Below are 23,878 nucleotides of genomic sequence, written 5' to 3'. Positions count from 1 at the left end.
GATCTTTAGTTGCTCATCTACCACATTGCCACTCTATTTCTCTAGCACCAAATACGCCATTAGCACTTGGCATACCATCTACTTGAATGAACATTCCGGGCTTTAATGCTGTGAATTTTTCATGTGTATCATAAGCACCAAATGCACCACAATCATCACCCTTTAATTCAGTATATGGAAACACTTGAACTACTATACTAGCACCACCATTGCCAGATAAAGTAATTGTCTTAGCAGCATTATCAACTGCGGTTATTTGACCATACATATCCATATCTGCATACGCAGAAGAACCAAGCCCCAAAGCCAACAAAGATAAAACAAGTAATTTTTTTATTTTCATAAACTATCCTTTAAAATTTATTTGAATGCATTGTAAATAAAAAGTGTGAATTTTTTGTTAAGATTCGCAAAAAATGTAAGGTATAACTTGAATCAAATAATCAAAGATAATACATTAATGTTAGCTCCACTAGCCGGATATAGTGATTTACCATTTAGAGAAGTTGTAAAAAAGTTCGGTGCTGATATTACAGTTAGTGAGATGATTAGCGTACATGCTCTAGCATATAAAAACAAAAAAACACTGCAAATGGTAGAAAAATCGCCACTTGAAAACCCATTTGCTCTGCAAATAGCTGGGAATGATTTAGAAATAATAAAAAAGGCAGTAGAGCTACTAAATACAATAAAAGATGTGCAAATATTAGATTTAAATTGTGGTTGCCCTGCTCCAAAAGTATCACATCACGGAAGTGGAAGTTCATTGCTTAAAGATTTGGATAAATTAGTAAGCATATTAAAACTTTTAAGAGAAGTTAGCAACTATCCATTTTTAAGCGTTAAAGTTAGGCTTGGATTTGATAAAAAAATACCACTAGAAATTGCAAATGCACTAAAAGAAACTCCAATAGACTATGTGGTAGTGCATGGAAGAACAAAAAGTGATGGATACAAAAAGGACAAAATTGACTATGAATCAATAGCACTTATGAAAAAGATTCTAAAAGTCCCACTAATTGCAAATGGAGAAATAACAGATGCAAAAAAAGCACAAGAAGTAATGAATCTAACTGGCGCAAATGGGGTAATGATAGGTAGAGCTGCAATCGAGAAACCATGGATTTTTCAACAAATAAAAAGTGGCATAAATCAAGATTCCATACAACTAAGAAAAGAGGTTGTCTTAGAGCATTTTAATAGTATTTTAAAGTTTAAAGGAGATTATGGAGTAATAGTCTTTAGGAAGAATCTACATGCATATACCAAAGGCTTAAATGGTGCTAGTGAGTTTCGCAATAAAATAAATTACATAAGTGATAAAGAGCTAATGAGAGAGGCTATTTTAGAGTTTTTTTCAAAGACAAATTTTACAACCACAAGCCAAGGAAATCCTTAGCACTTAAACGAATCTAATTGATTATTTAAGCTATTTGCTTTTGTGGCTATATCTTTTGAGATTCCATCAATTTCATTTACGCTTGTATTATTTGCGTTAGTTAGCCCTTCAACTTCAGAAATTTGATTTAAAATTTCTCTTGTTGCATTAAATAATTCATTTATCTTATGCAAAGAATTATTAGACGCACTAACAGCATCATCTAAGCATTTAACGCTATATTCTAAAACATCAATTCCGGCTTTAGAATCATCTGCAACACTTGTTATATTGGTAATATTACTACCCATAGCAGTATTTGTATCAGAAATTGATTGAACCACTGCATTTATCGTTGCATCTATCTCACTTAGGCTATTTTGTGTCCTTTCGGCTAACTTTCTAACTTCATCTGCAACAACAGCAAATCCTCTTCCGGCCTCACCTGCCCTTGCTGCTTCTATATTGGCGTTTAATGCTAAAAGATTCGTTTGATCTGCAATATCAGCAATTATTGTTAAGACTTCCTTGATCCTATCAGCTTCTTTTACACACTCTGATAATCTATTGGCTATGTCATGCTCTACGCTTACATTATTTTGAACATTATTTACAACTTGCATCAATAAGTCTCTAGTCTTAGATAGTTGCTCTGAAGATTCTGCTATATCTTTTGTGCTTTTTTGCACTAATTCCATAGAATCATTTAACAATACCTCAACACTCTTGCCCAAAGCAGCACTATTTTGGACCACTTGAACAGATCTTCCAATTCTATCTTGAATCTCGCTTGAAGCATTTGTGAGCTGATTTGCTTGAATTATGTTTTCATAGCTTAGCTTCTTTGCACTTGAAACCATATTTGCTATTTTTTGTATGAAATTATTTATATGAGAATTGGCTATTGATATTTCATTTCCATTTTTGGTAGGCAATCTTTTTGTCAAATCCCCATCACCTTGAGATAGTTCATAAGCAATATTTGAAAGTCTTTTAATTGGATTAAACACCCATAAATTAAACAAAAATAAAAGTGCAGAAAGTGCAACAATACTTACAATACCCATATAAAATGCTGTTTGATTTTTTATATCATTTGAATGCTTCATTAATTCAAAATTAGAAATCTTCATCTCAACAACACCAAGTATATCTCCAACATTATTTGTAGCATGACACATAACACATGCTTCTCCAGCTACTATTGGTTTTGCCATTACATAGCCTTGATCATCATTTGTAATATATGGCTTTATAGTTTCTTTTTTGGTTTCAAAAACTTGAAGTATGTCTTCTCTTTTTGTAAATTCTTTTTTGTTAGTCATTATATCTATAACTGATTGTGCTGGAAAAACTTCCATTGCGGAGATTCCTTCTATGTTTTCAGCACTTTCGATAAAACCACCTATAACATTTGGATCACCAGTATTCATTGCAACTTTTAAACCCTCATAAAGTAATGCGTTTAATTTATTTAACTCATCAGTAGAACTCTCTCTTGCTATATCTCCAAAACCATTTTGAAAATTCAAATAAGCAACAATTAGCAATATGGTCAATATGCTAACAACCATAATTATAATTTTAGTTCTAATACTCTTCAACATGAAACTCCTTTATTTACCTAATATTATAAATTAAGTTCATTTAATCCAAACTAACAAATAAAGGTATCTCCACTCTAAACTCAACTCCATATTGGGTATTTAAAAATGAGATTCTTCCATCCATCTTCTTAAGCACTTCACTTACTATTGATAAACCAATACCACTGCCATTTTCCTTTGTCGTAAAATAAGATTCAAAGATATTGTTTGTAATACTAGAATCAATGCCACCACCATTATCTTCTATAGTCATTACACAAACATTAGTATTTGCTATATTATTTTCATTATGCAATTTTATAGATATATTGCCACACTCTATTTTTTTCTCTTTAAGCCTAATTGTAACAGCCTCTATTGCATTATCTAAAAGTGAAATTAAAACTTGCTGAAATTCATTTTTACTAGCATATATACTCAATGGTTTGTTCTTTTCTACTTCGCATTCAATAACTATTCTTTTATCTACAAGCTTATAGAATAAGTCCAAAGTTCTTCTAACTACTTTATCAGCTTCAAATATTTCACTATTTTTATTTGGATTATAAAATGACCTAAACTCATCTATTGTACCTGACATAAAGGAAATTTGCCCTTGCATTATTTGTATATATTTTTCTAAATTTTCCTTATTTAGTTCATCAAAATCAATCATTTCTTTTAGATTCTGACTTAATAGATACAATGAGTTTAATGGTTGTTTCCATTGATGAGTTATATTACTCATCATCTCACCCATTTTCTCCATTTTACTCTTTTGGTTTAACATAATTCTGCTATATTCTAATTCTCTTTCCAATTTTATTATTTCAGAAATATCAACAAATAAAACATACATGGCACTATTATCACCAAACATGAACATGTGAATTGATACTAGGACAAAAACTGGATTACCATTAATTGATAACTCTAATTTAAAAAATTTTCGTTGCCTATCTTGCTTTATATCATTTATATTTGAAAATAGAATTTTTTTTGGCTCTTTATCATCAAATAATTCCAATAAATTATAGCCCTCCAACTCCATATTAAACATCTTTTTAGAAGCCCTATTGCAACGCTCTATTCTCAAATCATCAATAGATACAACCAAAACAGAATTCAAAGAATTGTCAAACAAATTATTATAAGCCAACTCGCTTGCAAGCCTATTTGATATCTCAAGTTCCATTTGTTCTGCTAACTCTTGGCTTAAATGTTGCAGTTTCTGTTGTTTTTGTAATATATCAGAATTTACAACATATTGCTGTTTTAATGCCTTTAATGTCTTGCTATACAAAATAAAAACATAAACACATAATGACAACAAAATCAACAAAAACACTAATAATATAAACTCCAAACCACTCATATATACTCTTTTGTTTTTAAAATCATTTTACGATACATAAGTTTAATTAGTCTTAAAGCTTTATTTGCAGTTAGTTTTGTTAGAATATTTGCTTTTATTTTGATAGCTAAAGGGAATATTATGTCTTCTTTTTTAATGGAAATAGGAACAGAAGAATTACCAGCAATACCGCTTCTTAAAGAACTTCCAAACATAAAAAACAAGTTTAAACAAATACTAAAAAGCCATAGACTAGATTGTGAAGTTGAATTTTTTTATACCCCAAGAAGGTTAGTGCTAATTTCAGATAACTTCCCAACTTCACAAAAAGAAGAGATTTTAGAATTTTTTGGTCCCCCTATTGATATAGCCTATAAAGATGGAAACCCAACACAAGCAGCACTGGGTTTTTTTAAAAAATGTGGAATTAGCGAAAATGAAACACAAAGAACAACAAAGGATAATAAAGAAGTCCTATATTGCAAAAAAGAGGCAATTAGCAAAAATAGTAATGAATTAATACAAGAAATATTAAAAGAATTTTTAGATTCATTAAACTTTGGTAAAGCAATGCGTTGGGGAAGCAATACGGAGAGCTTTATTAGACCTATTAAATGGATTTTATGTATGATTGATAACAAACTAGTCCCTCTAGAAATCTTTGGCATAAAATCATCACAAGTAACTTATGTGCATAGAAATATTTCATACGAATCTAAACATGTGAGTAGTATAGATTCATACCTACAAACTCTACAAAATGGCAAAGTGATCCTAAACCAACAAAAAAGAGAAGAAAAAATCCTAAATGAAATTGCAATAATAGAAAAAGAAAACAACATAAAAGTAGAAATAGACAAAGAATTGCTAGATGAAATAGTAAGTATCACAGAATATCCAACAGCACTTTTTGGTAATTTTAGTGAGCATTTTTTAGAGATTCCAGCACCTTGCATTATTACTTCTATGAAGGTAAATCAAAGATATTTTGCAACCTATAAAGATTCAAAGCTATACAATGGGTTTGTCATGGTGCAAAATAGCCTTAGTGAGAATCCTAAAACAATAATCGAAGGAAACTTAAAAGTATTACACGCAAGATTAGAAGACGCCCTATTTTTCTATCATAATGACTTAAAGGCTGGGTTAGATGAGAATAAATTAGTAAACATAACTTTTGTCGAAAATCTAGGAAGTATGCTAGATAAAACAAAAAGAGAAGTGGAAATCGCAAAGATACTATGCGATATATTTAAAGAAGAGCTATTAAAAGAATCTAATGATTTTGGATTAATACAAGAACTAATAATACAAGCCACAACATTATCAAAGACAGATTTAACAAGTGAGATGGTGTATGAATTTACAGAATTACAAGGGATAATGGGCTATTACTATGCAAAAGAGTTAAGATATGATGATAGAGTAGCACTTGCAATAAAAGAACAATATCTACCAAACTCTGAAGATAGTGAGTTGCCAAGCAATTTAATCTCTGCAATTATTGCCCTATCACATAAACTTGACAATCTTTTTGGGTTATTTAGTATAAATAAAATTCCAAGTGGCTCTAAAGATCCATTTGCTTTAAGAAGGGCAGCAAATGGAGTTATAAAAATAATAATTCACTTTAATTTAAACTTCAAATTAAAAGAAGTGTTTAATAATCTAAGGTATCTATATAAAAACTTTGAGCTAAAAATGCTTGAAGAATTCATCTTAGAAAGACTTGAATCCACACTGCCATACAATCCATCAATAATTCGTGCAATACTTGCCTCAAATGAAGATGATTTGTTAAACATATACTTAAAAGCAGAAGCACTAGAATCATCGCTTCAAAGCCAAGACAAAACAATGCTAATGCAAACTTTCAAACGACTTGCTAATATTATAAAAGATGTCAATTTTGATAACTTAAATATACAAGAAGATAAACTAATTGCAACTGAAGAAATAGAGCTATACAACGAATTTGTAAAGTATAAGAATAAAACTTTTGATAATAGTGACTTTAAAGGAAGAATTGATTATTTACTCTCACTAAATCAAGTATTATCAAGATTCTTTGATAAGGTATTGGTAAATGCTCCAGATGAAACATTAAAAACAAATAGAAAGAATCTAATAGCACAAATATACATGGCGTTTTTCAACATTGCTGATATAAAAGAAATAACTCTATAATGAATCTAAAAACACTGCAAAACAGGATAGATAAAAAAAAGAAAAGTTATCCAATGGAGTGGCTAGGCAGAAGCCTAGCATACACTCCATATCAGCCAAGAGAGCTAAAAGATTCCTTTAAAAAAACACAAACCTTTACACCAAAACAAATTATAAAACTACTAGATGATGATTTTTTAAATATAGCAAAGAGCAAAGAACAAGTAGTAAGTGCATTTATGTTAGAAAGCTTGGATAATCTAGCATACATAAGACGATATACCAATATTCCTCTAATTTATGACTTCATAATAATTGATGAATATCAAATACTAGAATCTCTTGTGTATGGTTCTGATGCAATAGTATTGAGAGCTGATATACTAAACCAAAAAGAATTAAAAAACTTAAGTGATTTTGCACTAAAACTTGGATTAGAGAGAATATTCAAAATAAATTCAAAGAATGATTTAACAAAAGCCATTTTTGCAAAAAGTGATATACTGCTAGTAGAAAATGAAAATCTAATAGAACTAATACCAAACAATAAAATAATCATATCATCAACCATCAATGATAATAGCATTGACACAAATATAATTTAAGCTTTATTTAAATTATATTTGGCTACAAACTCTATTTTATTAGAAAACTAGGAGATTTATGTCGTTAATGATAAACGAAGAATGTATCGCATGTGATGCATGCAGAGAAGAATGTCCAAATGATGCTATTGAGGAGGGAGATCCATATTACATGATAGATCCAGAGTGTTGCACAGAATGCTATGGATATTACGATGAACCGGCATGTTTATCTGTGTGTCCTGTAGATTCAATTGTACCAGACCCAGATAATGTAGAAACACTAGAAGAATTAAAATTCAAACATTCTCAACTAAACAAAGACAATTAATGGCTAAAATTACTGCCGTAATTGATATAGGCTCCAATTCAGCTAGAATGGCTATTTTCGAGAAAACCAGTCATTTTGGTTTCCATTTAATTTATGAAACAAAAAGCAAAGTTAGAATCTCTGAAAATAGCTATCAAAACAATGGCTACCTACAAAAAGAACCAATATCTAGGACTATAGATGCACTACAAGACTTCCTAAATATTGCCAAATATCACAAAGCAAGAAAAATATTTTGCGTTGCAACCTCTGCTGTAAGAGATGCACCAAACAAAAATATACTATTAGCAGAAGCAAGGAAAATAGGACTAAACATAAAAGTCATAAATGGTGAATCTGAAGCATACTTTGGAGCGATAGCCGCATTAAACTTATTGCATTTTAACGATGGTATCACAATTGATATAGGTGGTGGTAGCACAGAATGCGCATTAATAAAAGAAGGCAAGATAATAGACAAAATCTCTCTTAATCTAGGTACAATAAGATTAAAAGAATTGTTTTTTGATAAGCTAGATTATAATGGAGCATATAAGTTTGTAAAAGATTCCTTATCGCAATTACCAGAACATTTTAAACACAAAAGAGTCTTTGCCATAGGTGGAACTGCAAGGGCACTAAGCAAAGCCATCTTAAAGCATACAAAATATCCACTAAATAGCCTACATGGATTTTCATATCCATTTTTAGAGCATCATTTGTTTTTTGAGAGCATATGCACGAGTTCACAAAAAAACTTAACAAAGCTAGGAATTAAAGAAGATAGACTAGATTCAATACAAGGCGGAACTTTGATATTTCATCTTGCATTAAATAAATTTGGAGCAATAGAAGTCATAACAAGCGGCGTTGGTATAAGAGAGGGGGTATTTTTAAATGATCTTTTACGCAATAGCGATGGACGATTCCCAAAGAACTTTAACCCAAGTGTGCGAAATATAAAAGATAGATTCATAAAAAATAAAGAAAAATCAAAACACACAAAACTAATAATGACAAAATTACTAAAAACAATGCAAAACACGGAAATACAACCATTCTACAAACATCTGTTCATAGCAAGTGAATTAAGTGATATAGGAATCTCGCTAAACTTCTATGAAAAAAATCATCATGGTGGATATATTGTATTTAACGCCCTAAATTACGCACTAAGCCACCAAGATAGACTACTAATTGCAACACTAATAAAGTATATAAACAAAAAAATACCAAGCATATTAGAATATGAAGAATTACTCCCATCATCTAAGATTTTAAATATTTTAGTATTTTTGCTATCTCTTAGCGATGTTTTAAGCTATGCAAAAAACCCAAAACTAATCAATATAACAACAAATGAAGATAGCCTAAGCACTACAATTAATATACAAATGGAAGATTCATATATCACAAAAGAAAAACTAAACAAACTAAACATACCACCATTTTTTAAAATTAACCTATGCTAAGAATTGCGATAATCCGCTTAAGTGCGATGGGAGATATAATACATAGTGTAAGTATCTTGCCTCATTTATTGGAAGGCTTAGTCAAACAACATAAACAAATACACATTTCATGGTATGTAGATTCTGCCTTTAGTGATATTTTAGAAGATTCACCTAATATAAATACACTAATAAAAATCCCGCTAAAACAATGCATAAAAGACAAAAATATAAAAGAACTATACAAAATCTACAAAGAATTAAAATCACACAAATACGATGTCGTGCTTGATTTTCAAGGACTAATAAAATCAGCACTAATAGGAAAAATATTGCAAAGCAAAGAATTTGTAGGATTCAACAAAAATAGCATAAAAGAGCCTATCGCATCAATTTTTTATACCAAAAAAATAGATATACCATATGAAAAACACATTCTATTAAGAAATGCCACATTAGCCTTTAGAGCATTTAATCTAACTCCACCAAGCTTGGAAGTGCTACTTAAAACAAAACCATTTTTAGGCTTTAAAGAACATAACTTTAATATAAATGAAGACACAAAGATTCTGCTAGCATTAGAAACTTCTAAAAAAAACAAAACATACAACTTAGAATCTTATTTAAAACTAGTGCAATTATTCAACCAAATAAATATAAAACCAATACTACTAAGCTATGAGACAAAGATAGATTCAAGCGACAACTACTACAACATACACGCACCAAAGCTAGAAAGTATAAAATCCCTAATATCCCAAATGAATCTAGTAATAGGTGGAGATACGGGTATTGTGCATCTAGCTTGGGCATTAAATATCCCATCAATTACTCTCTTTGGAGCTACACCATCTAGTCGATTTTCACTCACAACTCCTAAAAATCTCCACATACAAGCCAATAAAAATGCCAACTATGACAAAAATGACTTTAGCATAAATGATATACTGCCAAGAGAGATTTTTGATTTATCACTAAAGATTCTAAATGAAAGGCAACAATGAAAGCTAAAATATGTTTTATATTTTTTAACTCTCTTGGATATTTATTTTTATACATGCCTCATTTTCTAAGGCTAGGTATTGCAAAGCTTATTGCCTTTATTTTATGCACACTAGATAAAAGACGCAAAAAGGATTTAATAGCAAACCTAAACTTTGCATATAACAACACGCTAGATGAACACACAAAGCAAGAGATAATAAAAACAAACTATCTAAACTTAGTCTATAACACAATATTATTTTTTGTATTAGCAGTAAACAGTAAGCAAAGAATCTTAAATATGATAGATATAGAAAATCCACAAATAATACAAAATCTACTAGACAATGATGAATACATAGTCTTTGTAACTGCACATTATGGGAATTGGGAATATGCAACACCGGCTTTTAGTTGCTATTTCAACCACAAAATAACCGCAGTTGCTAGAATGACAAAATATCAAATAATAAACAAATATCTAAAATTTGTTAGGTCAAGATTCAATATAGAAATATTAGATAAAAAAGGTGCTGCAATACCACTTATAAAAGCACTAAAGAAAGATAGAGTAGTAGGAATAGTAACAGACCAAAACACTGCAGATAATGAAGGAAGATTGGTAGAATTTTTCTCTAAAAAGGTGCGACACACGCCGATTGCCTCACTCTTAGCTATAAAATATAATGCAAAAATTGTGCATTTTTTCTCCTACTATTCAAGTGATTACAAAAGATTAAAAATAAAGATTCTTCCTCCAATAGAATTCCAAAAAACAAATAACACAGAAGAAGATATACAAAATCTAACACAAATACAAAGCACAATACTAGAACAAATAATAAAAGAAAATCCAAAAGAATGGCTATGGTTTCATAGAAAATTCAAAAATCAATATGAGGAGATTTATAGATGAACAAAATTTCAGCTGTAATTCTCACTAAAAACTCACAAAGGCTATTAAAAGAAGTATTAGAATCTCTAGTCAAGCTAGATGAGGTAGTAATCTTAGATAATGGCTCAAATGATGAGACTATAAATATAGCCAAAAGTTTTCAAAATACTTCCATACATTACAATGACTTTATAGGATTTGGTGAGCTAAAGGCACTTGGAAGCCGACTCGCTAAGAATGACTGGATACTAACAATAGATAGCGATGAAATTGCATCAAGCACACTAATAGATGAAATACTAAATCTAAACCTAAAAAACGATACTTGTTATAGCTATGATGTAAAAAATTACTTCAATGATAAGCATATTTATAGTTGTGGCTGGGGTGATGATAGATGTATAGGGCTTTATAATAAAGAATATTATGAATTTAATGACGCAAAAGTGCATGAGAGAATAATTCCACTAAAAAACACACAAAAAACAATAGCACTAAAAGGACATATATCCCACTATCCATATGAAAACATAGAATCTTTTTTAGACAAAATGCAAAAATACTCTACACTATATGCAAATGGCAACAAACATAAAAAAAGCAGTATCACAAAAGCACTAACTCACTCTATATGGGCATTTATAAAAAGCTATCTTTTAAAGAAAGGATTCTTGCAAGGATATGAGGGATTTATCATTAGTGTTTATAATTCACAATGTTCATTTTGGAAATATATAAAATTATATGAGGTAAAGTGTGAAAATACTAATAATTAAGCTAAGAAATATAGGTGATGTATTATTAATAACTCCATTATTTGAGAATCTAAAAGCACATTTTCCAAATTGCCAAATAGACTGCTTAGTGAATTCTAACACAAAAGACATATTGCCAAGAGAGCCGATAAACAAAATATTAACACTAGATAAAAAAGGAAGTAAATTAGAGAGATTAAAGAGAGAATTAACTCTGCTAAAAGACATAAAAAATGCAAAATATGACATTGTCTTAGGGCTTACAAATGGTGATAGAACTGCATTTTTAAGCTTTATTAGTAAAGCTAAAATAAGAGTTGGATTTACACCTAAGAATCTATGGTCAAAATACTTCTATACTCATAACTTAACATACAAACATCAGCACACAATAGAGAGCAATTTAGATTCACTAAGAATCCTAAACATACCAATAATAAGCAAAAAAGTAATCTCAAATACCGCAGATAGCTTTAAAAATGAAATCAAACTACCACAAAGATTCATACATTGTCATTTTTTTAGCAATTGGTTTTTTAAGTGTCTTAGCGATGAATTTTGTGCCACAATAATAAAATTAATAGAAGAAAAATACAAAACAAAATGTATCCTAACCCTATCAAACGCACAAAAAGAAGCACAAAAGCTAGCAAATATACAAAAAATATACAAAAAAGAAATCACATATTTTAACAATCTAAGCCTACCTGAAGTATCACTATTAAACAAAAAAGCATTAGCATTTGTAGGGGTAGATACTGCCATTATGCATTTAAGTGGGGCAAACAACATACCTTCTTTTGCTTTCTTTGGTCCTAGCTCAGTTAGAGAATGGGGAGTGTGGGATAATGATATAGCTAGTGGATATGACAATGATTTTGGGATTCAAAGAATAGGAAAGCACACAATATATCAAGAATCCCTATCTTGTATCCCATGCCATAGAGCTGGTTGTAATGATTCTAAAATCAGTAAATGCCTAGTAGGGATACAAGAAAACTTAGCCTTAAAAACACTAGAAGATTTTTTAGGCAAATTATCACTTGTCAATCCCTAACTCTTTTGCTAAGAATCTCCCAGTATGACTTCCTGTTTTTTTATATCTTTTAGAAATTCTTTCTGGTGAGCCCATATCCACTATATTTCCACCTTGACTACCACCTTCAGGTCCTATATCGATTATAAAATCAGCGTTCTTTATCATATCTAAATTATGTTCAATTACAATCACACTATTACCGAGCTCTGTTAAATGATGCAATACATTTACAAGCCTATCTACATCAGCAAAATGCAACCCTGTCGTTGGCTCATCTAGTATATATAATGTATTTCCAGTATCTTTTCTGCTTAACTCTTTTGCTAATTTTATTCTTTGAGCCTCACCACCACTTAGGGTTATTGCATTTTGTCCAAGAGTTATATAACCAAGCCCAACATCTTTTAGTGTTCTTAACTTTTGATAAATCTTTGGAATCTTAGAAAAAAATTCACATGCTTCATCGACACTCATCTCTAAAATTTGTGCGATATTTTTCCCTTTATATTCTACTTCTAGCGTTTGAGCATTATATCTAGTGCCATGACAACAATCGCATTTCACCATGATGTCTGGCAAAAAGTGCATTTCGATTTTTATCTCACCCTCACCTTGACACTTCTCACATCTACCACCCTTTACATTGAAACTAAAGCGACTTATAGAATAATTCCTTATTTGTGCTTCTTTTGTTTGTGCAAATATCTGCCTTATCTCGTCCATTGCACCTGTGTATGTTACTGGATTTGATCTTGGCGTTCTACCTATTGGACTTTGGTCTAAATATATTACCTTATCTAGTTGTTCTAATCCTAATATCTCAACTCCATCTACCTTTTTTACTTTTTTTCTATTATTTAGTAATTCTTGTGCAACTGGTAGTAGAGTTTGCAACACTAAAGAACTCTTACCACTCCCACTAACGCCAGTGATACATACGAAATTCCCAAGCGGAATCTCCACACTTAGATTATGTATATTATTTATATTTACATTATTTATTTGTATCCATTTTTCTTGGTTTCTGCGATGAAAGTATTCTATTTTCTTCTTTCCACTCAAATATTGTGCAGTTTGAGTATTACTCTTTAGAAGTTGTGTTAGATTCCCGCTAAATACAACCTCTCCACCATATTTACCAGCACCCGGACCAATATCAACTATAAAATCAGCATGCTCTATTGTTTCTTTATCATGCTCTACAACAATCACAGAATTACCCTTTTGTTGCAAACTCCTTAGTGTTTTAATAAGCTTTAGCGTATCTCTCTCATGCAGACCTATACTTGGCTCATCTAGCACATACATAACGCCAGTTAATCCACTTCCTATTTGACTTGCAATACGAATCCTTTGTGATTCACCACCGCTTATACTTCGTGCATCTCTTCCTAGTGATAAATACCCAAGCCCAACATCATATAAAAAGTATAATCTCTCGCAAATTTCTTTTAAAATCGGCTCTGCTATCATGGAATCTTGTGAAGAAAAATATTCAAAATTATTAGCATTTGCAAAAAACCCATAGCATTCAGAAATTGGCATATCTAAAATATCTCCAATGCCTTTATTTGATACCTTAACAGATAGGCTTTGAGGAAGCAATCTATGTCCATTACAATCCTCACACACCTTCTCACTCATATAATCGCTTAGCTCTTTATTATCCTTAAACATATCATAAGCAATGGATATTATCCCACTCCAAGGTCGCTTTAATTTTGTGCCTTTCCACAAAAATTCAACTTCCTCACCACTACCATAGAGGATAATTTTCTGCTCTCTTGAATCTAACTCTTCAAATAGTGCATTTTTATCTATTCCATAAACCTTACACATTGTGCAAAATAACTCATTATAATAACTTTTATTAAATCCATAAATAATCTTTATCCCACCCTCACACAAAGGAAGACTAGAATCTAGAATCTTTTTTACATCTATGCTATATCTAATCCCAAGTCCATCGCATTTTGGACATGCACCCTTTGGTGAGTTAAACGAAAAACTAAGGGGTTCCAATGGATTAAACGACACCTTGCAATCAAAGCAAGCTAAATGTTCGCTAAAATGTACTACTTCACTTTTACTATCACCTAAAATCTCAACTTCGACCTCACCATAAGATTCTTTTAGTGCCTTTTCTATTGCTTGTGCTATTCTATCTTTATTATCAACACTCACCACAAGCCTATCAATTACAACCTTTATTGTGTGTTTTTTTGTCTTAGACAATTCTATATTCTCATCAAGCCTAGTTAGAATCCCATCTATTTGGGCTCTTACATATCCCTTTTGTCTTAAAGATTCTAACTTATCAGTAAATGTCCCTTTTTTTTCTCTTATTAATGGAGATAGGATTAAAATCTTGCTTCCTTCTTCTATTTTTTGCACTTCAGAGATAATATCACTTGCATTCATTTTAGAAATAGTCTTACCGCACAAATGGCAATGTTGAGTGCCAACTCTAGCAAAAAGCAATCTCAAATAATCATAAATCTCTGTAATTGTCCCAACCGTCGATCTAGGATTCTTGCTTGTTGTTTTTTGATCAATTGCAATAGCTGGTGTTAAACCCTCTATCTTATCTACATCTGGCTTTCCTATCTTGTCCAAAAACTGCCTAGCATAACTAGATAAACTCTCAATATATCGCCTTTGACCTTCTGCATATAGAGTATCAAACGCTAATGTGCTTTTCCCACTGCCACTAAGACCAGTTAATACCACCAATTTATTCTTTGGTATGTTTAAGTTTAGATTTTTTAGATTATTTTCTTTTGCGTTTGTAATGATTATATAATCAAGTGCCGAATGCTGTTTTTTCACCAGTAAATCCCCAAAGTTAAAATTACAAAATTATATCAAAACTAAATTTTAGCCCTTGCTTTTGTTTTTTTTTTTTTGAGTATCATTCTAAAAAAATTATGGAGCAAGTTTGCTATGAGCAATAAGGTTGTTATAGCTGGAAATGGTGGCTCTATTCTAAAAATAAATTACAATAGACTGCCGGATGATTTTGACACATTTAGATGCAATCAATTTTATTTTGAAGATAAATATTACTTAGGAAAAAGAGTATCAATAGCATTTTTTATATCAGAAATATTTTTTGAGCAATACTATACTGCGTTAATGTTAAATTCAAACCAAGAATACGAAATACAAAATATATTTTGTGCAAATTTAGGAATAGATAGTTTACAAAAACACTTTATTAATACATTTAACGAATTTTTTCCAGCTGCACAACTAGGATATAAATACATAAAACAAAACTTAAAAGAAATTGATATATTTATGAAGTTCAATGAAATATACAAACAACAAAGAGTAACAAGTGGAACATACATGTGTGCCATTGCAACTGCATTAGGATATAAAGAAATATATTTAGCTGGTATTGATTTATATCAAAATGGATATCAATACGCATTTAATAAACAACAACCAAATATAATCAAACTAGTGCCAGAATTTAGTCACAATAATAAGCCTAATGGCTCTTTGCATACAAAAGAAATTGATATACAAATGTTACAGATACTGCAAAATAATTATGGAATAAAGATTTTCAGCATATGTGATGATAGTCCAATAACAAAATATATACCATTAGCTCCAAAAAATAAACAAAATAAAATAAAAATAGAGAATAAGCCTTCTAACTATACAAATGATATATTAATACCAAACCAACAAAGCTATCAAAAAAGGATTTGGTCAAAAACACAAACAATAGCGATAACACAACAATGAAAAAACTAATAATTAATAATTTAGTAATATCAGATTCACATACACCACTTATTGTGCCAGAAATAGGAATAAACCACAATGGTAGCCTAGAAATTGCAAAAATTATGGTAGATAGTGCAAAAAGAGCTGGTGCAAAAATAATAAAACATCAAACACATATAGTAGATAGCGAAATGATACCATTAGCAAAACAAGTAATTCCTGGAAATGCGGATATCAGTATTTATGATATTATGAAAAATTGTGCTCTTAGTAAAAATGATGAGATAAAATTAAAAGAATACGCTGAAAAATTAGGACTTACATACCTTAGCACCCCATTTTCAAAAGAAGCTGCAAACTTCTTGGAAGACATAGGGGTATGTGCTTATAAAATAGGATCTGGTGAAGCGAGTAACTATCCATTAATTAAACATATAGCAAGCTTCAAAAAACCAATGATAGTCAGCACTGGCATGAATGATATAGAAAGCATAAAAAAGACAGTTAAAATTATGCTTGACTATGAAATAAGCTTTGCACTATTACACACTACAAATTTATACCCGACACCTCCGCATTTAATTAGACTTAATGCTATGCTAGAACTTAAAAAAGAATTTGATTGTTTAGTTGGATTAAGTGATCATAGTATAAATAACTTGGCAGCATTTGGAGCTATATCGCTTGGGGCATGTATAATAGAACGACATTTTACAGATACATACACTAGAGTTGGACCAGATATTTGTTGTTCCATGGACGAATTTCAACTTAAAGAGCTAATATATTCAAGTGAAATTTTATACAAAATGAGGGGTGGCAAAAAAGAGGCATTGAAAGAGGAACAAATTACTATTGATTTTGCATTTGCTAGTGTGGTTAGCATAAAAGATATTAAAAAGGGTGAAATATTTAGTAGTGATAATATCTGGGTAAAAAGACCTTTAAAAGGTGGGTTGGGTGCAGAATGGTTTGATATAATAATAGGAAAAATGGCAACTAAAGATATAAATAAAAATACACAAATACATCTAGAAGATTTTCAATGAAAAAGATAGTTTTTATAACAGGCACAAGGGCTGATTTTTCTAAAATAAAATCATTAATTCATGTGTCAAACAGCCTAAATTCATACAAAACTATGATTTTTGCAACCGGAATGCATCTAAGTAAAAAATTTGGATACACCATTAAAGAAATATACAAAGAAGGCTTTAAAAATGTATTTGAATTTATAAATCACGACAAATATTACAATATGGATTTAGCCATTTCATCTACCATTGCTGGCTTTTCAAGGTATGTAGCAGAAGAAAAACCAGACCTAATAATAGTCCATGGAGATAGACTAGAATCTCTAGCAGCCGCTATCGTAGGTAGCTTCAATAATATACTAGTAGCACATATTGAAGGAGGAGAAATATCTGGGACAATCGACAATAGCATAAGGCATTCTATATCAAAATTAGCACATATACATTTAGTAAATGACAAAATAGCCAGAAAGCGTCTAATACAAATGGGAGAGCATAGTAACAGCATTTTTATAATAGGATCACCAGACCTAGAAATACTATATAACAATAAAATTAGTATAGAAATGGCAAAATCTTATTACAATATTCCATACAAAGAATATTCAATAGTTCTTTTTCATCCAGTAACCACTGAAATTTTAGATATAAAAAGACAAAGTGAAGTATTGGTAAAAGCTTTAAAAGCTAGTAGAAAAAATTATATAATAATATATCCAAACAATGATTTAGGATTTGAATTTATTTTAGAAAATTATGAGAAATTAAAAAAGTTAGATAATTTTCGAATCTTTCCATCGCTAAGATTTGAATATTTTATAACGTTACTTAAACATTCACAATTTATAATAGGAAATTCAAGCTGTCTTTTAAAAGAAGCTCCTATGCTATCAATTCCTGCCATATTGCTTGGAAGCAGACAACAAGGTAGAGTTGGGGAAAACTTAACAATCAAAACAGAAATAAAATACAATAGTATATTAGATTCGATTGCAAAAATAAAAAATAAGACTATACAAAAAAATTCAAAAATTACAGTAAATAGCTCCTTGAGATTTAAAAAACTACTTACTAGAAAAACGATATTTGATATTGAAAAACAAAAAACATTTAAAGATATAATATGACTTTGGCACTGATACCAGCTAGAGGCGGCTCAAAAGGTGTTAAAAATAAAAATATGTATATTATAAATAATGAGCCTTTGATTTTTTGGACTATTAAAGCAGCCAAAGAATCTAAGTATATAGATAAGATAGTCCTAAGTAGCGATGATGACAAAATACTAAAGTTTGGAAATGACTGCGGTATAGATACATTAAAAAGACCAAAAAAACTAGCACAAGATAATAGCTCAACCGAGTCTGTATTACTTCATACCATAAAAAACAATAATAATTTTGATAATTTTATGATTCTACAACCAACATCCCCACTAAGAACCACAAAACATATAAATAAAGCATTTAAAATATTCACAAAATCAAACGCAAATGCACTAATTAGCGTCACTCAACACGACAATAAAATATTAAAAGCATTTATAATAAACGAAAACGGCTTAACTGGAATTTGTAACAATACATATCCTTTTCTACCAAGACAAAAATTGCCAAAAGTATATTTAAGTAATGGTGCCATATATATAATCAAAAAAGATTCATTTTTACAAACAAATAACCTATGTCCTGTTAATACAAAATGTTTTGTTATGAATGATATAGATAGTCTAGATTGTGATAGTATAGAAGATTTAATATTGGCTGAACAATTTTTAAAACTATATAGTTAATATCACATTGCTACTATGTCTTTATTGTAAATATATAAATATACTTTAGTCCATTAATATAAACTTTATTGATTTTTATTACACACTTTGATACAATTTTGGTCAAAAATTAAGGAGTAAATATGGCAAAACATACTTTTCAAACAGAAGTCAATCAAATACTGGACTTAATGATTCATTCTCTATATTCTAATAAAGAAATTTTCTTGCGTGAACTTGTAAGCAACGCTTCTGACGCACTTGATAAACTACAATATCTAACACTAACAGATGAAAAATTAAAATCATTTTCTTTTACCCCAAAAATTGATATTAGCTTTGATAGCGAGAAAAATACTCTAACAATAAGTGATAGTGGTATAGGAATGAATGAACAAGATTTAATAGAAAATCTAGGAACAATCGCAAAAAGTGGCACAAAAAACTTCTTATCAAAACTAAGTGGAGACAAGAAAAAAGATTCTGCACTTATTGGACAATTTGGTGTTGGATTTTATTCAGCATTTATGGTAGCTAACAAGATTATTGTTACTACAAAAAAAGCAGGGGAAGAAGAAGCTTATGCTTGGATTAGTGATGGAAGCGGTGAGTTTGAGATTGAAAAATGCACAAAAGATTCACATGGAAGCGAAATAAAGCTCTATCTAAAAGAAGACGAAAAAGAATTTACAAGTCGCTGGAGAATTGAAGAAATAGTTAAAAAATATTCAGATCACATTCCATTCCCTATTTTTTTGCACTACACAGAAACAAAAACAGAAGGAGAGGGAGATTCTAAAAAGGAAATCATAGAAGAAAAAAACGAGCAAATCAACAAAGCTTCAGCCCTTTGGAGAGTTGCCAAAAAGGATTTAAAAGAAGAAGAATATAAAGAGTTCTACAAATCTCTAAGCTATGATAGTGCTGATCCACTAGCTTGGATTCATACAAAAGTAGAAGGTAGCTTAGAATATACAACACTCTTTTATATCCCACAAAATTCACCTTTTGATCTTTATAGAGTAGATTATAAATCTGGTGTAAAACTTTATGTAAAAAGAGTGTTTATCACAGATGATGACAAAGAGCTTTTACCTCCATATTTACGCTTTGTAAGGGGTATTATAGATAGTGAAGACTTACCACTTAATGTAAGTAGGGAAATCTTACAGCAAAACAAGATTTTAGCAACTATTAAATCTGCTTCTACAAAGAAAATATTAAGCGAAATTGAATCTTTGCAAAAAAATGACGAAAAATATTCAAAGTTCTATAAAGAATTTGGAAGATGCCTAAAAGAAGGTGTTTACAGCGATTTTGAAAACAAAGAAAAACTACTAGAGCTTTTAAGATTTACCTCAAGCAAGAGTGATGACAAAGAAATTTCTTTTAAAACCTATAAAGAAAGAATGAAAGAAAATCAAAAGTCAATTTATTTCTTGCAAGGTGAGGATTTAGAGCTTCTTAAAAACTCTCCACTACTAGAGAGTTATAAGCAAAAAGATATTGAAGTGCTATTCTTTAGTGATGAAATAGATGGAATCGTAATGCCTATGGTGCATGAGTTTGATAAAACTCCTCTTAGAAGCATTACAAGCAAAGAAGCGATGGAAGAAGTAGGCACAGATGAAATAAATGATGAAACAAAAGAAAAATACAAAAATGTATTAGAAAGAATTGGCAAAATACTTCAAAATGAGGTAAAAGAAGTAAGACTAAGTAGCAGACTTGTAAATAATCCATGCTGCTTAATGGAGGATAGTGATAATCCAAATGCTGCAATGATGAAAATGATGAAACAAATGGGTATGAATAATAATCTACCAGAAGAAAAACCAATACTAGAGCTAAATCCAAATCACAACATAATACAAAAGCTAATAGATAGCAAGAACAATGATGAAGATATGGCTTATTTATTATTAGAACAAGCAAAGCTACTAGAAGGCGGAAAAATAAAGGATATAAACTCTTTTGTAGCTAGAATCAACAAAATAATAGAAAATACATTATAGTTTTAAGAATCCTTTTATAAAAGGATTCTTGACTTTTTAAGTTTTATAAAATATAATTTCGACTTATCTTTTTACTTGTCGGGGCGTAGCGCAGTCTGGTTAGCGCACTTGGTTTGGGACCAAGGGGTCGAAGGTTCGAATCCTTTCGCCCCGACCACTTCTTAATTTTCAACTTCAAATGGTGGGCGTAGCTCAGTCGGTTAGAGCATCAGATTGTGGTCCTGAGGGTCGTGGGTTCGATTCCCATCGCCCACCCCATTTAGTTAGCCAATTTCAAATATAAAATCTCTCCGCTTTTTACATCTTTAGAGCTATTTATGCTAATTATGTTTCCAAAAAGATTCAAAGTAATCTCATAATAATCACCATAAAACACGCTCTCAATAACCTCTACTGGTATATCTGTTTTACTTGTAGATAGACAAAAATCACAAGTTCGAACAATAAAATTCTTCTTCTCTAAAAATTTCACAAGTTCATATGGCATATTCTCACAATTATGTATAAAACTAGCATTCCCTAAAAATAATGCTACTTCCATTGTCTTTGGGTTGTGGTATAGGGTATTAGGACTACCTGTGTCTATTATTTTGCCATTTTTCATAAGTGCAATATTATCCGATAAGAAAAATGCATCATCTTTATCATGTGTAACAAATATCGCACTTAAGTTATGATCCCTTATTATAGCTTTTATGTCTCTTCTCATTTGAACACTTAAGGTATGATTTAGATTCGAAAATGGTTCATCAAACAAAATAATTGTTGGTCTAAACACTATAGTTCTAGCCAATGCTACTCTTTGTGCTTGACCACCGCTAAGCTCATTTGGATATCTATCCAAAAGAGAACTTATCTGCAAAATATCTATAACCTCATCTAGTCTTTTTTTCTGTTCTTGCTTGGTTAGTTGCAAGATACCAAAGCAGATATTATCTCTAACGCTTAAATGTGGAAATAAAGCATAGTCTTGAAATAAGATTCCAACATTTCTATTTTGTGGAGATATACATCTATCTTTGCTTGAAACTAGACAATCTTTTATATAAATCTCACCACCATCAATGCTAAAAAATCCAGAAATAGCACCAAGAAACGAACTCTTACCACATCCACTCTCACCTAAAATACTAATTATCTCTCCATGCTCTAAAGATAGATTCACACCATTTAGGACATCTGTCTTACCAAATGATTTATATATATTATTAATTTTTAAAATCGCCATTTATTTCCTTTTGATTATTCTTATTTTGCAAATAATTCATTAAAAGTACAGGAATGATTCCAAATAAAACAATAATTAACGATGGTAAAGATACATTATAAATTAGCTCGTTTTCGCTATATGCAAACACCAACGATGATAGAGTTTGAAATCCACTTGGAGATAATATAGTTGAAATAGGCAATTCTTTTAGTATGTCTATGCAAATAATAACGATTGATAATGCTAAATAATTTTTTATTAAAGGAAAGTGTATATTTTTAAAAATACAAAATGGCTTGACTTTGAGTGATAAACTAGCATAATCTATATTTTTTAAGATTCTTGCATATCCACTTTGCACAGAAAAAATACCAGAAGCCAAAAATCTCACAAAATAGCCAAAAAATAAAACCAAAAACCCACCACCAACAGCATATTCAAAAGATAAAAAATCTAACACATAATTTAAAACACCAAGTATAACTAAGATTCCAACAGCAACAACAGCACCGGGCAGAGAATATCCAAGAGTTGTTATCCATATTATTATTTTAGATAGTTTGTTATCATTCATACGCACAACAAAGCATAAATAATAAGATACACACACAATCAAAATAGCACTAACAATCGATACAAAAAAGCTATAAAATGCAGGCAACATTGCATTATCTAAATTTATCAAAAAATCAAACTTAACCCAATACAAAAGCCACCATATAGGCACAATAAATGCAACAAACACCATAGAAAAGCACCATAAAAATGCTAAAAATGATTTTATTCCCTTTAATTTATCTCTTGGGGTTTGTATGAATGTATTTTGCGTATATGCCCTATTTCCTCTTTGGTAATACTCTAACAACATCAAAACTGCGATAAATATCAATAACCCAACGCTTAAAGCAACAGCACTAGTGCTATCTCCACCACTCCCCCAAGTCCTAAAAATACCGGCACTAAATGTATCCACACCAAAATACGCCACAAGACCATAATCGCTCAAAGTCTCCATAGCAACAAGTAATAATGCACCTACAATACCAACTCTACAAAAAGGCAAAACTATCTTAAAAAATATTTTTAAATTAGATACTTTTAGAGATTTTGCACTAAGTAATATATTGCCAAGCCCATATGAAAATGTATTTTTAGCAAAGAAATAAACATATGGATATAATGCAAAAGATAAAATAATAATTGCACCATAAGGATTCATTATATCAATACGCTTATCAACCCCAAATAACTCTGGTATAACTCCACCAAATTCAAACAAATCAACCCAAATAAATCCCATAACATAAGAAGGAATAGCCAATGGTAATATAAGCAACCATTCAAAGAATCTAGAAGCAAAAAAATCATAAAAAGCAATCAAATAAGCACTCAAAAGCCCAAAAACAAGACATAACAATAATGTCCCAAACAAAATAAATGTGCTACCTAAAATATATCTAGGCAACACATTTTTGGATAAATGCACTAAGGTATTAATATCAATAAATGGCACATGCAATATTATGGCAAATATTGGCAATAGCACCAAAATGCACACAAAAATAGCAACAACAGACCATTTTTTAGTTAAAAATTTCAAATGCT

General features: G+C 30.5%; 20 protein-coding genes and 2 tRNA genes. 16 read left to right on the top strand and 6 right to left on the bottom strand.

The window, feature by feature from the left end:
• Positions 1 to 13: 13 nt before the first annotated feature.
• The gene (locus PF021_RS02150; protein ID WP_271020760.1) at positions 14 to 343 is read right to left on the bottom strand and encodes a DUF5666 domain-containing protein; all 330 of its coding nucleotides are present in this window, start codon (positions 341 to 343) and stop codon (positions 14 to 16) included.
• A gap of 117 nt (positions 344 to 460) precedes the next feature.
• Between PF021_RS02150 and PF021_RS02145 the strand changes: the two genes are divergently transcribed.
• Positions 461 to 1,399: a tRNA dihydrouridine synthase gene (locus PF021_RS02145; RefSeq protein WP_271020992.1), complete on the top strand. Its 939-nt coding sequence runs from the start codon at positions 461 to 463 to the stop codon at positions 1,397 to 1,399.
• Here PF021_RS02145 and PF021_RS02140 read toward each other — a convergent pair.
• Together PF021_RS02140 and PF021_RS02135 are read right to left on the bottom strand one after the other, a co-directional pair.
• A complete protein-coding gene (locus PF021_RS02140; protein ID WP_271020759.1) occupies positions 1,396 to 2,985 on the bottom strand; it encodes a methyl-accepting chemotaxis protein in 1,590 nt (529 codons plus the stop codon). The genes PF021_RS02145 and PF021_RS02140 overlap by 4 nt on opposite strands.
• Before the next feature lie 40 nt (positions 2,986 to 3,025).
• The gene (locus PF021_RS02135; protein WP_271020758.1) at positions 3,026 to 4,339 is read right to left on the bottom strand and encodes a two-component system sensor histidine kinase NtrB; all 1,314 of its coding nucleotides are present in this window, start codon (positions 4,337 to 4,339) and stop codon (positions 3,026 to 3,028) included.
• 120 nt (positions 4,340 to 4,459) lie between these two features.
• Here PF021_RS02135 and glyS point away from each other — a divergent pair, with 120 nt between their 5' ends.
• The 8 genes from glyS to PF021_RS02095 are packed head-to-tail and all read left to right on the top strand — an operon-like array spanning position 4,460 to position 12,520.
• Positions 4,460 to 6,505, top strand: coding sequence for a glycine--tRNA ligase subunit beta (gene glyS, locus PF021_RS02130; RefSeq protein ID WP_271020757.1), 2,046 nt, complete (start codon positions 4,460 to 4,462; stop codon positions 6,503 to 6,505).
• A complete protein-coding gene (locus PF021_RS02125; RefSeq protein ID WP_271020756.1) occupies positions 6,505 to 7,089 on the top strand; it encodes a beta/alpha barrel domain-containing protein in 585 nt (194 codons plus the stop codon). Before glyS ends, PF021_RS02125 begins: the two co-directional genes overlap by 1 nt.
• 58 nt (positions 7,090 to 7,147) lie before the next feature.
• The gene (locus PF021_RS02120; protein WP_271020755.1) at positions 7,148 to 7,399 is read left to right on the top strand and encodes a YfhL family 4Fe-4S dicluster ferredoxin; all 252 of its coding nucleotides are present in this window, start codon (positions 7,148 to 7,150) and stop codon (positions 7,397 to 7,399) included.
• Positions 7,399 to 8,850: a Ppx/GppA phosphatase family protein gene (locus PF021_RS02115; protein ID WP_271020754.1), complete on the top strand. Its 1,452-nt coding sequence runs from the start codon at positions 7,399 to 7,401 to the stop codon at positions 8,848 to 8,850. Before PF021_RS02120 ends, PF021_RS02115 begins: the two co-directional genes overlap by 1 nt.
• Positions 8,844 to 9,833 (top strand): lipopolysaccharide heptosyltransferase I, encoded by a 990-nt coding sequence (waaC, locus tag PF021_RS02110; RefSeq protein ID WP_271020753.1) that lies wholly within the window; start codon positions 8,844 to 8,846, stop codon positions 9,831 to 9,833. The genes PF021_RS02115 and waaC overlap by 7 nt, the downstream gene beginning before the upstream one ends.
• Positions 9,830 to 10,729 carry a lipid A biosynthesis lauroyl acyltransferase gene (locus PF021_RS02105; RefSeq protein WP_271020752.1) on the top strand — a complete coding sequence of 300 codons (900 nt, stop codon included), beginning with the start codon at positions 9,830 to 9,832 and terminating at the stop codon, positions 10,727 to 10,729. The genes waaC and PF021_RS02105 overlap by 4 nt, the downstream gene beginning before the upstream one ends.
• Positions 10,726 to 11,484: a glycosyltransferase family 2 protein gene (locus tag PF021_RS02100; RefSeq protein WP_271020751.1), complete on the top strand. Its 759-nt coding sequence runs from the start codon at positions 10,726 to 10,728 to the stop codon at positions 11,482 to 11,484. Before PF021_RS02105 ends, PF021_RS02100 begins: the two co-directional genes overlap by 4 nt.
• Entirely contained in the window at positions 11,465 to 12,520 is a 1,056-nt protein-coding gene (locus PF021_RS02095; protein ID WP_271020750.1) for a glycosyltransferase family 9 protein, read from the top strand. The genes PF021_RS02100 and PF021_RS02095 overlap by 20 nt, the downstream gene beginning before the upstream one ends.
• Here the strand turns inward: PF021_RS02095 and uvrA are convergent.
• Entirely contained in the window at positions 12,503 to 15,334 is a 2,832-nt protein-coding gene (gene uvrA / locus PF021_RS02090) for an excinuclease ABC subunit UvrA (protein WP_407081403.1), read from the bottom strand. The two genes, PF021_RS02095 and uvrA, sit on opposite strands and share 18 nt — an antisense overlap.
• A 111-nt stretch (positions 15,335 to 15,445) precedes the next feature.
• On the opposite strand from uvrA, the gene PF021_RS02085 reads away from it, so the two are divergent.
• The 7 genes from PF021_RS02085 to PF021_RS02055 all read left to right on the top strand — a co-directional run bounded on the left by PF021_RS02085 (position 15,446) and on the right by PF021_RS02055 (position 21,321).
• Positions 15,446 to 16,261 carry an alpha-2,3-sialyltransferase gene (locus PF021_RS02085; RefSeq protein ID WP_271020748.1) on the top strand — a complete coding sequence of 272 codons (816 nt, stop codon included), beginning with the start codon at positions 15,446 to 15,448 and terminating at the stop codon, positions 16,259 to 16,261.
• On the top strand, positions 16,258 to 17,292 hold the full coding sequence (locus PF021_RS02080) for an N-acetylneuraminate synthase family protein (protein ID WP_271020991.1): 1,035 nt from the start codon (positions 16,258 to 16,260) through the stop codon (positions 17,290 to 17,292). The genes PF021_RS02085 and PF021_RS02080 overlap by 4 nt, the downstream gene beginning before the upstream one ends.
• Positions 17,289 to 18,404 carry a UDP-N-acetylglucosamine 2-epimerase gene (gene neuC / locus PF021_RS02075; protein WP_271020747.1) on the top strand — a complete coding sequence of 372 codons (1,116 nt, stop codon included), beginning with the start codon at positions 17,289 to 17,291 and terminating at the stop codon, positions 18,402 to 18,404. The genes PF021_RS02080 and neuC overlap by 4 nt, the downstream gene beginning before the upstream one ends.
• On the top strand, positions 18,401 to 19,069 hold the full coding sequence (locus tag PF021_RS02070; RefSeq protein WP_271020746.1) for an acylneuraminate cytidylyltransferase family protein: 669 nt from the start codon (positions 18,401 to 18,403) through the stop codon (positions 19,067 to 19,069). The genes neuC and PF021_RS02070 overlap by 4 nt, the downstream gene beginning before the upstream one ends.
• Before the next feature lie 122 nt (positions 19,070 to 19,191).
• Complete coding sequence (gene htpG / locus PF021_RS02065) at positions 19,192 to 21,063, top strand: molecular chaperone HtpG (protein ID WP_271020745.1); 1,872 nt, start codon at positions 19,192 to 19,194, stop codon at positions 21,061 to 21,063.
• Positions 21,064 to 21,142: 79 nt separating this feature from the next.
• Positions 21,143 to 21,220 (top strand) — tRNA-Pro (locus PF021_RS02060).
• Positions 21,221 to 21,244: 24 nt separating this feature from the next.
• Positions 21,245 to 21,321, top strand: a tRNA-His gene (locus PF021_RS02055).
• Position 21,322: 1 nt separating this feature from the next.
• Here the strand turns inward: PF021_RS02055 and PF021_RS02050 are convergent.
• On the bottom strand, positions 21,323 to 22,291 hold the full coding sequence (locus tag PF021_RS02050; protein WP_271020744.1) for an ABC transporter ATP-binding protein: 969 nt from the start codon (positions 22,289 to 22,291) through the stop codon (positions 21,323 to 21,325).
• Complete coding sequence (locus PF021_RS02045) at positions 22,272 to 23,873, bottom strand: ABC transporter permease (protein WP_271020743.1); 1,602 nt, start codon at positions 23,871 to 23,873, stop codon at positions 22,272 to 22,274. Before PF021_RS02045 ends, PF021_RS02050 begins: the two co-directional genes overlap by 20 nt.
• Positions 23,874 to 23,878: the final 5 nt, after the last annotated feature.

The organism is Helicobacter ibis (assembly GCF_027859255.1).
In the GTDB taxonomy this organism is placed as follows: domain Bacteria; phylum Campylobacterota; class Campylobacteria; order Campylobacterales; family Helicobacteraceae; genus Helicobacter_D; species Helicobacter_D ibis.
This window is presented reverse-complemented; position numbering and strand designations above follow the sequence as displayed.